The 13,634-nt window shown below is 75.0% G+C and carries 11 protein-coding genes; 6 read left to right on the top strand and 5 right to left on the bottom strand.

The window, feature by feature from the left end; translation table 11 throughout:
• Positions 1 to 33 precede the first annotated feature (33 nt).
• Positions 34 to 1,248, top strand: coding sequence for an L-2-hydroxyglutarate oxidase (gene lhgO / locus CITRI_RS0102195; protein WP_010142931.1), 1,215 nt, complete (start codon positions 34 to 36; stop codon positions 1,246 to 1,248).
• A gap of 24 nt (positions 1,249 to 1,272) precedes the next feature.
• Here the strand turns inward: lhgO and CITRI_RS0102190 are convergent, their stop codons facing one another.
• The 3 genes from CITRI_RS0102190 to CITRI_RS15955 are packed head-to-tail and all read right to left on the bottom strand — an operon-like array spanning position 1,273 to position 4,740.
• A complete protein-coding gene (locus tag CITRI_RS0102190) occupies positions 1,273 to 2,907 on the bottom strand; it encodes an LCP family protein (RefSeq protein WP_010142930.1) in 1,635 nt (544 codons plus the stop codon).
• Between the two features lie 52 nt (positions 2,908 to 2,959).
• Positions 2,960 to 3,535 carry a 5-(carboxyamino)imidazole ribonucleotide mutase gene (purE, locus tag CITRI_RS0102185; RefSeq protein WP_010142929.1) on the bottom strand — a complete coding sequence of 192 codons (576 nt, stop codon included), beginning with the start codon at positions 3,533 to 3,535 and terminating at the stop codon, positions 2,960 to 2,962.
• Positions 3,532 to 4,740, bottom strand: a complete 1,209-nt coding sequence (locus CITRI_RS15955) for a 5-(carboxyamino)imidazole ribonucleotide synthase (RefSeq protein WP_050813551.1) — start codon at positions 4,738 to 4,740, stop codon at positions 3,532 to 3,534. The genes purE and CITRI_RS15955 overlap by 4 nt, the downstream gene beginning before the upstream one ends.
• A gap of 201 nt (positions 4,741 to 4,941) precedes the next feature.
• Here CITRI_RS15955 and CITRI_RS15950 point away from each other — a divergent pair, with 201 nt between their 5' ends.
• Positions 4,942 to 5,589: a GtrA family protein gene (locus CITRI_RS15950; RefSeq protein WP_010142927.1), complete on the top strand. Its 648-nt coding sequence runs from the start codon at positions 4,942 to 4,944 to the stop codon at positions 5,587 to 5,589.
• Between the two features lie 47 nt (positions 5,590 to 5,636).
• On the opposite strand, the gene CITRI_RS18260 is transcribed toward CITRI_RS15950, so the two are convergent.
• The gene (locus tag CITRI_RS18260; protein WP_010142926.1) at positions 5,637 to 6,425 is read right to left on the bottom strand and encodes a TIGR03089 family protein; all 789 of its coding nucleotides are present in this window, start codon (positions 6,423 to 6,425) and stop codon (positions 5,637 to 5,639) included.
• A 408-nt stretch (positions 6,426 to 6,833) separates the two neighbouring features.
• Here CITRI_RS18260 and CITRI_RS20050 point away from each other — a divergent pair, with 408 nt between their 5' ends.
• Genes CITRI_RS20050 through CITRI_RS15935 form a run of 3 tightly spaced genes read left to right on the top strand, consistent with a single transcriptional unit; the run spans position 6,834 to position 12,603 of the window.
• Positions 6,834 to 7,409 (top strand): WhiB family transcriptional regulator, encoded by a 576-nt coding sequence (locus tag CITRI_RS20050; protein ID WP_010142925.1) that lies wholly within the window; start codon positions 6,834 to 6,836, stop codon positions 7,407 to 7,409.
• Complete coding sequence (locus CITRI_RS15940; protein WP_255347876.1) at positions 7,313 to 10,864, top strand: glycosyltransferase; 3,552 nt, start codon at positions 7,313 to 7,315, stop codon at positions 10,862 to 10,864. Before CITRI_RS20050 ends, CITRI_RS15940 begins: the two co-directional genes overlap by 97 nt.
• A complete protein-coding gene (locus tag CITRI_RS15935; protein ID WP_010142922.1) occupies positions 10,861 to 12,603 on the top strand; it encodes a DUF5719 family protein in 1,743 nt (580 codons plus the stop codon). Before CITRI_RS15940 ends, CITRI_RS15935 begins: the two co-directional genes overlap by 4 nt.
• Positions 12,604 to 12,625: 22 nt before the next feature.
• Here CITRI_RS15935 and CITRI_RS15930 read toward each other — a convergent pair whose 3' ends face one another.
• A complete protein-coding gene (locus CITRI_RS15930) occupies positions 12,626 to 13,123 on the bottom strand; it encodes a metallopeptidase family protein (protein ID WP_141565900.1) in 498 nt (165 codons plus the stop codon).
• Positions 13,124 to 13,256: 133 nt separating this feature from the next.
• Here CITRI_RS15930 and CITRI_RS15925 point away from each other — a divergent pair, with 133 nt between their 5' ends.
• A complete protein-coding gene (locus CITRI_RS15925) occupies positions 13,257 to 13,628 on the top strand; it encodes a DUF3499 family protein (RefSeq protein ID WP_010142920.1) in 372 nt (123 codons plus the stop codon).
• Positions 13,629 to 13,634: the final 6 nt, after the last annotated feature.

Genomic DNA, 13,634 nt, shown 5'->3' with positions numbered 1-13,634 from the left:
GCCCCCGGTGGGGGCGCTGGGTATCCTGCGTCCATGACCACCTTCGCCGTCATCGGTGCCGGCATCATCGGCGCCGCCGTCGCCAGGGAGCTGACCCGGCGCTTCCCGGACGACTCCGTCACCGTCCTCGACAAGGAGGGCGAGGCGGCCGCGCACCAGACCGGCCACAACTCCGGGGTGGTCCACGCCGGTCTCTACTACCAGCCCGGAAGCCTCAAGGCCCGGTTGTGCCGCCGGGGGACGACCCTGCTCCGTGACTACGCCCGGGACCGGGGGCTGCCGTACGAGGAGTGCGGGAAGCTCGTCGTGGCATTGCGCGAGGACGAGGAGGAGCGGCTGCGCGCCATCCACGGCAGGGCGGTCGCCAACGGCGTGCCCGGCGTCCAGCTGGTCGGGCCGGACGGGATCCGTGAGATCGAGCCCCACGCCGTCGGGCGCCTGGCCCTGCACTCCCCGCAGACGGCCATCACCGACTACGCGGCCGTGACGCGGGCCCTCCTCGACGACGTGCGCGCGGCCGGGGGAGCGGTCCACCTGGGAGCGCAGGTCACCGGGCTGGCCAACCTCGAGGACCGCTGCGTGGTCACCACGCCGGAGGGCAGCGGGTCCTTCGACATCGTCATCGCCTGCGCGGGACTCCAGTCGGACCGGATCGCCGCCCTGGCCGGTGGTTCCGCCTATCCGAGGATCGTCCCGTTCTTCGGCCAGTACTCCCGGCTGGCCGCGGAACACCGCAGCGTGCTGAACGGGTTGGTCTACCCCGTGCCGGATCCCGCCTATCCGTTCCTGGGGGTCCACCTGACCAAGCGCGTCGACGGCGAGATGCTCGTCGGGCCCAATGCCTTCCTGTCCCTCGGGCGCGAGAACTACTCCGGACGCCGCGTGGGCCTGCGGGACACCCTGGACGTGGCCACCACCCCCGGATTCTGGAGGTTCGCCGGCCGCAACGTCCGGGCGACCGTCCACGAGCTGGGGGCGGTGGTGTCCCGGACCAGGTTCCTCGCCGGAGCGGTCCGGTACGTGCCGTCCCTGGCAGGAGCGGTGTCCACCCCCCTGACCCGCGGTATCCGAGCCCAGGCGATGGACCGGGACGGCACCCTGATCGACGACTTCGTCATCGAGGGCATCGGCCAGACCACCCTGGTGCGCAACGCCCCCTCTCCCGGGGCCACCTCGTCCCTGGCGATCGCCGAGCACATCGTCGCTGACGTGACCCGCAGGCACCGGCTCGCCACCGCCGGGGCCTGACCGGCGCCGCAGTGCCCGGGCCGGTTAGCCGCGGCCGGCCACGCAGAGGTGGTTGGTCTTCGCCGCCTCCTCCAGCAGGCCGGTCTGCCCGGTGTCCTCGAGGTACATCAGCCAGTCCTCGGTGATCGGGTCGCCATCGGGCTGCGGCGGCGGGGCGGGCCAGTCCTCGGGGTTGTCGCTGTCCGCACCCGGCGAGTCGATGTTGCCCGTTCCGGCCGTCAGGATCCCGGCGGCGGCGTCCACGAACAGGAACGGGGCGGGCGCTGCGCCGGCGGCCTGCGGCGTCCCGTCCTCGGAGAGCATCTTCCCCACGCGCTGGTGGATCAGGTCGAAGTCGGGGAACGTGGTGAACCGGTCGCCCTGGTCCCCGAAGTCCGGGGCGCCGATGGTCAGCCGGCCCGTGGACTGGGACCGGCCGCTCGAGGCGAGGGACACGAAGGTACCCAGCTGCTGGCCCGGCAGGTCGGTCTCCACGATCTGCTCGCCGGCCTCCAGGATGCCCTGGAAGCGCGGGATCAGGGTCTGCGGATTGAACTGGGCCAGCATGGCCGACTGGATGCACTGCTGGCGGCGGATCCGGGAGTAGTCGGTGGAGAAGTGCCGGGAGCGGGCGAACGCCAGGGCCTGTTCGCCGTTGAAGGTGTAGGTCCCCGGCCCCCACCAGGCGTTGCCCCACTGCCCGTCCGGACGCTGCCCGCGGTAGGTGGTCCAGCCGCCGGAGGTCACCGTGACCCCGCCCATGGCGTCGATCAGCTGGGCGAAGCCGGCCATGTCCACCATGGCGTAGGCCTGGACCTCGAGCCCCAGGATGCCCCCGGCGGCGTCCTTCATGGCCTCGGCGCCCGGGTCCTGTGCGCCCGGGTACAGGTCCTGGTGGCTCTGCATCACGTCCACGTAGAGAGCGTTGAGGATGCACTCGTCCCCACAGGAGAAGCCCTCCGGGTAGGCGGACCAGAGCGGGGAGTCCTCGGTGAACCGGGCGTTCTGGAAGTTGCGCGGGATGGAGAAGATGATCGTCCTGCCGGTCTCGGCGTTCACGGAGGCGACGTGGATGGAGTCGGGGCGCAGGCCGATCCGTCCCTCGCCCGCGTCCCCGCCCATCAGCAGGACGTTGTAGCGCCCGTCCACCGGCTCGATGGCCTGTCCGGGCGGGAAGATCGAGGTGAGGGTGCTGCGCCCGGCGTTCACCGCCCACGCGCCGTAGCCCAGGGCCCCGGAGGTCACCAGCAGCAGCAGGACCGAGGCGAACGCGATGAGCGGCCGCATGCCCGGGGCGACGAGCCGGAGCCGGACCAGCCGGAACGTGTCCACCCAGAGCACCGCCCAGCCGATGGCCAGGACGGCCAGCGCCACGATGCACCCCAATAGGACCCAGGTGTTGGCGCCGATCCGGATCAGCAGGTCCCGGTTGACGAAGAACAGGACCAGCGCGACGACGGCCAGTGCCCACACCGTCAGGGTCACCCGCAGCGCGGCCCGGCCGAGACGCCGGTCGCCGGCCACCACCTGGGCACCACCGGGCACGAACAGCGTCAGGGCCAGCAGGATCCAGGCCCGCTTGGTGCGCTGCGGGACCGTGCCGGTCTCCGGGGCGCGGACGGGATCCCCACCGCCGGCCGCCGCGCGGGTGGTGCCCTGGGGCTGCGCGTGGGAGGTCATGGCCCGGTGGCCTTCACTGCCCGGTCCGGGTGTCCCGTGCCTGCCGGCCGGGTCATGAGCGGTCGGCGGGTGACGCGGGCTGGTGGTAACCCGGCCGGCCGGCCAGCGACTCACGAAGCCGGCCACCCTTGGCGGCGGCGGTCTCCCTGAGCTCGTCCGCGAAACGGACCAACTGCCCGCGCAGCCGGACCGCCTCCTCATCCGTGCCGGCGGCGAGGATGCGGGCCGCCAGCAGCCCGGCGTTCCGGGCACCGCCGATGGACACGGTGGCCACCGGGACCCCGGCGGGCATCTGCACGATGGACAGCAGCGAGTCCATCCCGTCCAGCGTCTTCAACGGCACCGGGACGCCGATGACCGGCAGCGGCGTGGTGGAGGCGATCATCCCGGGAAGGTGGGCGGCGCCGCCCGCGCCGGCGATGACCACCCGGATCCCGCGCTCGTGGGCCTCGGTCCCGAAGGCCACCATCTCGTGCGGCATGCGGTGGGCGGAGACGACGTCGGCCTCGTACGGGATGCCGAATTCCTCCAGGGCCTCGGCGGCGGCCTGCATGACCGGCCAGTCCGAGTCCGATCCCATGACCACGGCCACCCGGGCCGGGGACGGGGCGTGCGGGGTGCCGGTCATGACTGCTCCTGGAGGTCGTCGGCGGCCGCGGTGCGCGGCTCGTTCTGGGCGCGGTGGCCGTCGCGGATGATCGCGGCGGCGCTCTCGGCGGCCTCGCGGGCCGCGACGAGGTCCTCCGCCAGGGGGGCGACGACGTTCACGTGCCCGATCTTGCGGCCCGGGCGGACGGACTTGCCGTAGGCATGGATCTTCGCCTCCGGGTGGGCGGCCATGGCGGCGGGGAAGGCCGAGTACAGGTCCTCGTTGGCGCCGCCGAGGTAGTTCTTCATCACGGTGTAGGCCCCGAGGGTGTCCGTGGCGCCCAGGGGCAGGTCCAGCACCGCCCGGACGTGCTGTTCGAACTGGCCGGTGACGGCCCCGTCCATGGTCCAGTGGCCGGAGTTGTGCGGGCGCATCGCCAGCTCGTTGACCATGAATCCCGGACCGACCCCCGGGGTCTCGAACAGCTCGACCGCCAGCATGCCGGTCACGCCGAGCCCCTCGGCCAGGGTGACGGCCGCCTCCTCGGCGGCCTGGGCGGTACGGGGGTCGATCCCCGGTGCCGGTGCGGTGACGACGTCGCAGATCCCGTCGGTCTGGATGGACTCCACGACGGGATAGGACGCCGTGGTCCCCGAGGGCGTGCGGGCCACCTGTGCCGAGAGCTCCCGGGAGAACTCCACCAGGTCCTCGACGAGCAGGGCCTCGAAGCCGAGCCCGAACCAGTCACGGCAGTCCTCGGCGTCCTCGACGGAGGCCACGACGCGCACGCCCTTGCCGTCGTACCCGCCCCGCGGGGTCTTGAGCACCACCGGGAACTCGACACGGCGCGCGAACCCGATGAGCTCGTCGACGGTGGTCACCGCTGCCCAGGCCGGGTTGGGCAGCCCAAGCCGGTCACAGGCCTGCCGCATCAACAGCTTGTCCTGGGCGTGCTGGAGGGCGTCCGGACCCGGCTGCAGGTTCACCCCGGCGGCCTCCAGCGCCCTGAGGTGCTCGGCCGGCACGTGCTCGTGGTCGAACGTCACCACGTCCACGGAGGCGGCGAAGTCACGCAGCGTCTCCAGGTCGCGGTAGTCGCCCACGACGCACTCTGCGGCGGTCGTGGCCGAGACGTCACCCCCCTCGGCCAGGACCCTCAGGCGCACGCCCAGGGCCGTGGCGGCAGGAGCCATCATCCGGGCCAGCTGTCCGCCGCCCACAACACCGATCACAGGAAAACTCACGGACCAAGGGTACCCACCGCGGCCCGGGCCTCGTCGACGGAACCGCCCGGTTGCCGGACTTGTCAGGAAACCGGCAGGAAAGCGTTCTACACTCGGCAGGTACATTTCCGGCGGGACGCGTCCTGGCCCGTCCGGCGGAGCCGCGACCGTCCTGCTCAGGACCCGTCCGGCCTCACCCACCGAAGGAGTCTGCCCACGCCCATGTTCAGCAACCTGTGGCAACGTCTCGTGGCCCTGGTCGCCATGCTGTGGCGAGAGGTCGCCAAGTTCGGGGCTGTCGGCGCCGCTGCCTTCGTGGTGGACTCCGTGGTCTTCCTCTGGCTGATGGCCGGCCCGATGGAGGGCAGCAACGTCAAGTCCAAGGTCGTGGCCAGCGTGGTGGCCACGGTCTTCTCCTACGCGGCGAACCGCTTCTGGACCTTCCGGCACCGCCGGCAGAGCAACGTGATGCGCGAGTTCGTGCTGTTCGCCATCATGAACGTGATCGGCATGGGGATCGCCGCCGCCTGCGTCTTCGTCGCGCAGTACTGGCTGGGCGTCACCTCCACCACCGGCATCTTCATCGCCGGCAGCGTGGTCGGCCTGATCCTCGGGACCATCTTCCGGTTCTTCGCCTACCGGTTCTGGGTCTTCACCGAGGAGCTGGACGCGGACCCGCAGTTCGCCCACGACCGCGAGCGGCTCACGGGGCAGGTGCCCGTCATCCACACCCGGGACACCCCGGCCAGGCACCGCACCGGGCGGGACTCCGAGGACGCCGCACCGGCGGCCTCGGCACGCACCCCCGCCGAGGCCGGCCCCCCGGCCACCGGGACCGCGGCACCCGGACGCACCGACGCGGTCGACTGACCGTCCCGCCGTGTGCCCGGGCCGGGCCCACGGGGCCCGCCCCGGTCTCAGCCCGGCGCCTGTCCCTCCGGCCCCTCCACCGCGTCGCCCAGCCGCTCGGCCGCGATGATCCCGGCCGAGGCGTCGTCGTCGGCGTGACCGGTGGGCACCAGCACCACCGGCAGGCCCGCGGCCCAGGCCTGCAGGACGGCGCCCGCCAGGCCACGGTGCAGGCGTCCACCGCTCGCCGCCACCACGAGCCCCCGGTCCCGCCGGAGCCAGCGCACGGAGCGCTCCGCGTCCCGGACCGCCCGGCCGGTGCCGTCCGTCCCGTCCGTCCCCGTGAGGTCATGGGCGTCTGCCCAGTCCCGCGCCTGCGCGGCCAGGTCGCCGGACGGAACCGGCAGGGGACAGCGGTCGCCCTGCACGCGCACCTCGGCGGCGAAGTCCAGCGCGTGGTCCGGCAACCCGTCGTCCCCCGGGGCGACCGCCCAGAGTTCGGCGGGGGAGTCTGCCCAGGCCGAGGGCGCGTCGGTGACCACCAGGTCGGCGTCCGTCGCAGAACCGCCGGCCGTGAACACCACGTCCACGCCGGCCCGCGCCGTACCCAGCAGCAGGGCCAGCGGCTGCCAGCCGACCGGCAGGTCCACGGCGACCGTCGATCCGGTCCCCAGCCCCTCGGCGTCGAGCAGGTTCGCGGTCTTGGCCGCCCAGTTCGCCAGCACCCGCCCGGACAGCTCCACCCGGTCCTCACCCGAGGCGTAGTCCACCACGGCGGGCCGGGGCGAGGCGGCCACCGCCTCGAACCAGTCGGCCGGTCCGCGGCCCGTGCGGTCAGGTGTTCCCAGGTTGACCATGATGCGATGTCCTCTCACGTCAGGGGCCTGTCTGCGCGTTCCCGCCCCGCCCACCCTAGAGTGGTCCAGACAACTGGACACGACACGCCGGTCGGGCCGGTGGCAGCGGCGGCGTGTCGGTACAGCCTGCGCCGTCCGCTCCCTGACATTGTCTCGTCCCGGTTTGACGAACGGTGAGTTACACGGATGTAATTCACTCCAGAACGGTCACGGTGACCCCGGCGCTTCCCACCGCTCACCACTGACCTCCGCTGTGTTCGGGCCACATCCCGCGTGGGATGGGTCGGGCGTGTGCCCCGGTTCCCGCGGAGGAGGTGGTCGGTTGGCGCGCCCCGAGCCCGTGCCCACGCCACCAGCGCCGGAGATCCCGGTTCGGAGGCCAGCAGCGTGAGAACGGGGAGGAAACGCATGGAGAACGCCCAGCAGGTCCAGAGGATCCAGCAGAATGGCAGTGTCAGGGCACTGGAGGGCACGCACCCCGGACGAGCAGTCCCCGCCGACTGGTTCCTGGACCCGGCGGACCCGGACGCCGCACGCCGGCTGCAGGAGGATCAGTCCCTCGAGGACCAGGCCACGGCCTTCCTGGCCGAGCACGACGGGACCGAGGACCCGGACGCCGGGCAGGGGCACGCCACCGTCACGGCCCTGCATCCCGGAGGCCCGGCGCCGGAGCGCGCCGACCGGACCCCGGACAGCGCGGGGGCGGACCGTCCGGTGGCCTGGCTGGGCCTGCCCGGCTTCGCCGACCCCCGGGACGTCGACGGCGAGCTGGCCTGGCAGGTGGACGCCCTGTGCGCGCAGACCGACCCCGAGGCGTTCTTCCCCGAGAAGGGCGGCTCCACGCGGGACGCCAAGAAGGTCTGCAGCGCCTGCACCGTGCGCAGCGAGTGCCTGGAGTACGCCCTGGGCAACGACGAGCGCTTCGGCATCTGGGGCGGACTCTCGGAGCGGGAGAGGCGACGCCTGCGGAAGCGGTCGGTCTGATCCCCTCTCCTGCCACCCTCCCGGCCCACGTCGCCGGGGGTGAGCGCACCGAGCCGTACGTCACCGCCGCGGTGGTCGTGGACCGCCGGCCGGAGCTGGCCGCGGATGCCGTCCGCTCCCTGCTGGACCAGGACCGCGCGCCGGACGGAATCGTCGTCGTCCTCGCGCGCGAGGTGGACGACGACCTGAGGGAGGCGCTCTCCCGCATGGTCGACGACGCCGGCCGGGCCGTCCGGTTCATCCAGTCACCCGTCACCCGGCTCGCCGACCGGCTCACGCTCCCGGTCTCCCCGCGGGGCGCCGGACCCGTCGGTGCCGAACACTGGCTGTGGTGGCTGCACGACGACGCCCGCGCCGCTCCCGACGCCCTGCGCCGGCTGCTGGCGGCCGTGGAGACCTCCCCCTCCGTGGCGATCGCCGGGTGCAAGCAGGTCGAGCCAGACCGGCCCCGCCACCTGCTCGACGTCGGCCTGGCGGTCACCGGTGCCGGCGAGCCGGTCAGCCTGATCGAGCCCGGCGAGCTGGACCAGGGCCAGTACGACGGGCGCACCGACGTCTTCGCGGTCTCTGCCCCGGGACTGCTGGTCCGCGCGGACGTGTGGACCGCACTGGGCGGGCTGGACCCCGAGGGGCCGGCCCCTGCGGCCGCCGTCGACCTCTGCTGGCGCGCCCGTCTCGCCGGGCACCGGGTCGTGGTCGTTCCCGAGGCCGTGGTCGGCCACGACGGCGCGGGAGAGGGCCTGTCCGCCGGCACGGCCGCCGTGCGGGAATCCTCGCTCTGGCTGCGCCTCAAGCACGCCCGGCCGCTGGCCCTGCCGTTCCTCTGGGTGGCGGGACTGCTCGCCGGACTCGGTGGATTCCTCGCCGCCCTGCTCGCCAAGGAACCCGGCCGGGGAGCCGCCCACCTGAACGGAACCGTGCGCACCCTCGTCCGCCCGGGCTCGCTGGCCCGGTCCAGGCGGCAGGCCCGGCGTACCCGGCGGGCGCCGCGGTCCGTCGTCGACCCGTTGCGGGCCGACCGGCACGAGGTCCGCTCCTACCGGCGCAGCCTCGTCGACCTGGAGGCGCCCGACGAGGTCATCGGGGACGGCACCGGGTCCACCGGCACCGGGACCGAGGCGACCGGGGACCACGACGACTTCACCGCCCTGGCGACCCCCGAACGCGCCTGGGTGGGAACGGGCCTGGTGTTCGCCCTGCTGCTGCTCGGGGGACTGAGCCTCTTCGGCCTGCGCCACCTCCTGGGCGCCGAGGCCCTGTCCGGGGGCTCCCTGCTGCCCGTCTCCGCGGCGCCGGCCGACGTGTGGCACCACGCCACCGCCGACTGGTCCGCGGCCGGGGCCGGGGCCTCCGTGCAACCCGGCCCCTTCGGCCTGCTCCTGGCCGTGCTCGGGGTGACCGGGCACGGTTCGGCGGCCCTGGTCTGGGTGACGGTCCTGGCCATGCCGCTGGCGGCCCTCGGCGCCTGGACGGCGGCCGGCGCCGTGGACCGTGGCCGGGCTGCCCGCCTGCTGGCCGCCCTGCTGTGGGGACTCTCGCCGGCACTGCTGACGGCCTCGGGCCAGGGCAGGCCGGGGGCCCTGCTGGTGCACCTGGCGCTGCCGTGGCTGGCCCTGGCCGTACTCCGGGCCACCGGCTCCGCCGCCACCGACCGTCCGGACACGGACGGCGTCCTGATCCGGCCGGGCCACCGCGGAGTGGTCTCCTGGACCGCCTCCGGCTGGACCGCGCTGCTGCTGGCCGTCATCGGTGCGGCGTCCCCCGCGCTGCTGCCGGTCCTCTCCGGGGCCGTGCTGGCGCTGGCCGCCGTGCTGCGCCGGCGGGGCCGGACGCTGTGGTGGACGCCGGCTCCGGCGCTGGCCCTGTTCCTGCCCGCCCTGGTGACCCACTGGACGGACCTGCGGGCCGTCCTGGGTGATCCCGGCGTCCCCCAGGCGTCAGACCCGGCCCCGGCCTGGCAGCAGCTCCTCGGCTTCCCGGAGGCCTTCGCCCCGGACTCCGGGCTGCGGGCCCTGCCCTGGCTCGACGCCTGGATCCCCGGCTTCCCCTGGGCGCTGACCGCCGCGCTCGTGATCGGCCTCCCGGTCCTCGTGCTGGCCGTGGTCGGCGCAGCCCGTCGCGGCCGGGCCGGACAGGTCGCCCGCGCCGCGATGCTCCTCACCGTGCTCGCGGTCGTGGCCGGTTCGGTGGCCCCCCTGGTCGCCACCTCCCTGGGAGGCGACGGCCGGCTGGTCACCGTGTTCACCGGCCCCTTCACCTCGACCGCCGTGCTCGGGGTCCTGCTCGCGGCGGTCGCGGGATCCACCGTCCTCGGGGCCCCGGGCGCGGCCCGCCGCACCGGCGCCGCCGTGCTCGCCACCGCAGCGGCCGGTTCCGTCATGCTCACGGCCGGGCTCTGGGTCATCCCGCGCGCCGTCCCGGCCGAGGCCCTCCAGGTGGCCGGCACCGAGTCACTGGAGCTGCGCTCGGGTGACGGCGAGCCGGATCCGGAGCTGTCCACCCTGGGGACCGGGTCCGCCGTGGTGGCCAGTCCCGTCCGGCTGGTCCCGGCGACCGCCGCGGACCAGGGGACCAGTGCGCTGGCCACCCGCACCGTGGTGCTGGAACGCCGCGCGGAGGAACTGCAGGTCAGCCTCGCCGGGGGCACCGGGCCCGCCCTGGACCGGCTCAGCGCCGGGTGGGCGGCCCGGTCGCTGGCCGGCCCGCTCCCGGCCCCCCGGGCCGCTTCGCCGGACGCCGCGGACGAGGCCCTGCGCAGCCTGGCGGCCGGTCTGGTCTCCGGCACGACGGCGGACCCGCGTCCGGTGCTGGAGTCCTTCGGCGCGGCCTTCGTCGTGCTGAGGGACACCGACGGCGGGGAGCTCGGCACCGCGGCCTCCATCGATGCGGTCCCCGGCCTCGCCCCGGTGGGCCTGACCGACTCCGGCTGGCTGTGGCGGGTGATCCCGTCCCGGGACGGCGGCATCCCGGTGGCCGGTGACCACGGACTGCAGGACCGGATGGGGTTCACCACGGCGCGCGTCCGCCTGGAGGACGCCGCGGGTAACACCACCCACCTGGTGGCCCGCGACGGGGACCGGGTGGACACCCGGATCGCCACGGCGACCGCCGCGCGCGAGGGCGAGGAGGCCGAGGGCGGCCGGCGCCTCGTGCTGGCCGAGCGGGCCGATCCGGGCTGGCGGGCGACCCTCGACGGGACACCCCTGGAACCGGTGGCCGTGACCGGCGGCGACTGGGCCCAGGCCTTCGAGCTGCCCGACGGCGGCGGACGGCTCCAGGTGTGGCACGAACCGTCCGGCGGGAGCTGGACCTGGTGGATCGGCGGTGCACTGCTCGTGCTCGCCGTCCTGCTCGCCATCCCGTCCCCGGTACGCCGCACCGATGCGCGCGCCGGGACGGGCGAGCGGCCCGGCGGAGGACACCGCGGGCCACGCGAGGGGACGGTCCGGCGATGAACACCTTCCAGCACTCGCCCCGGTCGGACGACGAGCCGGTGAGCAGGGGACAGCGCAAGACACGGCAGGCCGCTGCCGCGCGCGACCAGCGGCGCCAGGCCGCCCTGCACGCCCACGAGCGCGGCCTGGGCCGGCGGGGGCGGGTGTCCGCCGGTGTGGCCGGGGCCTGCGTCGTGCTCCTGGTGGCCGGTGCGGTGGCGCTGGGCAGCCTGGCGGCCCCGGTGGCGCCCGCGGTCGATGGGACGGCAGCGCCCGCCCGGCTCTCCGCGGCCCCCGCGCAGGGCGTGTGTCCGCCACCGCCGCGGCTGGCCCGTGGCGCCGGGGGCGGCACGGACACCCAGTTCAGTCCCGTCTCCACCACGGCCGACTCGAGCCTGACCTCCGTCCTGCTCTCCGACCTGGCCGGCCGGTTCCCGGGCAGCACCCTGCGTCCCCTGGTGCCGGGTGCGAGTGCCGGGGCTGGCCAGGAGGCTCGGCGGCTCACCCCACGCCAGCCCGAGCGGGTCCAGCAGGGTGAGCCGGCCACGGCCGGGCCGGACGGCGTCCCGGTCCGCGAGGCCAGCGTGGCCACCGTCGAGGCGCCCGGGGGAGCGGACGGCGAGGCGGCCGCCGTCGCGGTCGAACCGCTGGGCGGGCAGCCCACCGGGGCGGACACCGTCTCGGCGTACTCCGCCGCGGACGGGGACCTGGCCGGCACGGACGCCACCCACTGCATCCCCCCGGGCCACGAGCACTGGCTGACGGGGGCGGCGACGACCGTGGGGACCACCGCCGTCCTCGTCCTGTCCAACCCCTCCGCGAGCGCCAGCACGGTCGACCTGAGCCTGTACGGCGCCGAGGGGCCCGTGGAGGCGGCCGGCACGGCGGGCATCGTCCTGGCTCCGGGGCAGAACAGGTCCCTGGTGCTGGGCGGCCTGGCCCCCGGCGAGCAGCACCTGGCCGTGCGGGTCAGTGCCCAGGGCGGGGCCGTGGGCGCCTTCATCCAGCAGAACCGCTTGTTCGGCCTCGACCCGGGCGGGGTGGAGGTGATCCAGCCGACGGCGGCACCCGCGCCCCGGACGGTCGTGCCCGGCGTCGCGGTGCCGGGTCCCCGGACGGTGCGCGGCGTCGCCGGCCAGGACGGTTACGAGGGCGTGGCGCCCGCCGTGACGATCGCCGCCCCCAGCCTCGCGGCGACCGCGGAGGTGTCCGTGAGCGGTCCCGACGGGCCGGTGGAACTGCCCGGCGGCGGGGTGGTGCGGGTCGGGTCCGGGTCCACGGTGCGGATGCCGCTGACCGGCCTGGACGCGGGCACGTACACCGTGGCGGTCAGTGCGGACGCGCCCGTGACGGCCAGCGCCCAGGGGCAGAGCGGCACGGCCGGGGGACCGATCGACGTGTCCTCCGTGTCCGCCGTCCGTCCCCTGGGGGTGGAGCGGGTCGTCGCCCTGCCGTCGGCAGCCACCTCGACCCTGGCGCTCTACGCGGAGCGGGGCGGCACCGTGGAACTGACGCCCGTGCTCGCCGACGGGAGCCTCGGCGAGCCGACCGTGCGGAAGATCGGTCCGGCGGCCACGCGGACCGTGTCGGCCGCGGGACTGGCGGACACGGGCGACACCGTGTCCGGTGTCCTGCTGGCCACGGTGCAGGGAGAGGTCCACGCCGGGGTCTCGGTCCGGACCGCCCAGGGGATCTCGGCCTATCCGGTGACGCCGCGCGCCGAGCGGTCCGACGGGCTGCCGGTGCGGGTCGGGTACTGACCGCCGGCCGGGCCGGTACGGCCTACCAGTGGAAGTCGGGGTCCACGGACTCCGGGGCCACGCCGGTCAGTGCCGCCCACTGCTCCACGACCGCCCCGTAGACGAGGTCGGCCAGCAACGATGGGGCCGGGCACCGGGCCTCGATCGGTCGCCGGTGGATGGTGATCACCACGGTGCCGTCGGGGTCGCGCCGGGTGGTGCCGGTGGGGTCCTCGACCAGCTCCGCACCCCAGACCCGGACGAGTTCCAGGCGCTCCTCGAGGCCCTCGGGCACCATGGTGGCGCGGAAGCGCGCCTGCTCCACGGCCGGTCCGCACAGTTCCGCCAGGCGTTCGACGGCCGCGGCCAGGTGGTCGTCGAACCTCTCGTTGCGCGTGCGGGACCCGGGCAGCACTCCCGGCAGCAATGGCCCGCGCAGTCCCCGGCCCCGGCGGTCCCGCCGGGCGTGGCGCGCGGGCGGAACACCGGGGACCCCGGTTCCAGCGCCCCCAGTGACCGCAATCGGTTCGAAGGACATCATGACTCGATGCTAGTCCCGCCCCGCCCGGGTGTGTACCGGGCACGCCTCCCCACGAGAGCCCGCCGGGGCGGTAGGGTGGTCTGCCGTGGGATCGATACGCCAGTGCTCCAAGACCAGCTGCCGGACGGCGGCCGTGGCGACCCTGACGTACAACTACGCCGACTCCACGGTGGTCCTGGGGCCGATGTCCCGGTTGGCCGAGCCGCACACCTACGACCTGTGCGAGCGTCACGCGCGGACGATGACCGCGCCCAAGGGCTGGGAACTGCTGCGCATCGAGGCGCCGGAGGGCTCCGTCCCGGACCCGCCGCCCGAACCCGACGACCTGCTGGCCCTCGCGTACGCCGTGCGTGAGCCCGCGCCCCGGGAGGACCCCCCGCGGCCCACGGTGCGCCGCGGAACCGGTCCCGACGCCGGCCCCCGGCCGGAACCGCTCAACGGCGAGGCCCCGGCCCGGCCGGGGCGGCCCGTGCTGCGCCTGCTGCGTGACTCCGGCGAACGCTAGGCCGGG

This window comes from Citricoccus sp. CH26A (assembly GCF_000224415.1).
GTDB lineage: Bacteria > Actinomycetota > Actinomycetes > Actinomycetales > Micrococcaceae > Citricoccus.
The sequence above is the reverse complement of the archived record's forward strand: the minus strand, read 5'-3'. Positions and strand labels throughout refer to the sequence as shown.

Bases quoted from the DNA above. Each gene is read 5' to 3' on its own strand.
- CITRI_RS15935 (WP_010142922.1), top strand. From the start codon at position 10,861: ATGAACACCTTCCAGCACTCGCCCCGGTCGGACGACGAGCCGGTGAGC.
- CITRI_RS0102190 (WP_010142930.1), bottom strand. From the start codon at position 2,907: ATGACCTCCCACGCGCAGCCCCAGGGCACCACCCGCGCGGCGGCCGGC.
- CITRI_RS15930 (WP_141565900.1), bottom strand. From the start codon at position 13,123: ATGATGTCCTTCGAACCGATTGCGGTCACTGGGGGCGCTGGAACCGGG.
- CITRI_RS15950 (WP_010142927.1), top strand. From the start codon at position 4,942: ATGTTCAGCAACCTGTGGCAACGTCTCGTGGCCCTGGTCGCCATGCTG.
- CITRI_RS20050 (WP_010142925.1), top strand. From the start codon at position 6,834: ATGGAGAACGCCCAGCAGGTCCAGAGGATCCAGCAGAATGGCAGTGTC.
- lhgO (WP_010142931.1), top strand. From the start codon at position 34: ATGACCACCTTCGCCGTCATCGGTGCCGGCATCATCGGCGCCGCCGTC.
- CITRI_RS18260 (WP_010142926.1), bottom strand. From the start codon at position 6,425: ATGGTCAACCTGGGAACACCTGACCGCACGGGCCGCGGACCGGCCGAC.
- purE (WP_010142929.1), bottom strand. From the start codon at position 3,535: ATGACCGGCACCCCGCACGCCCCGTCCCCGGCCCGGGTGGCCGTGGTC.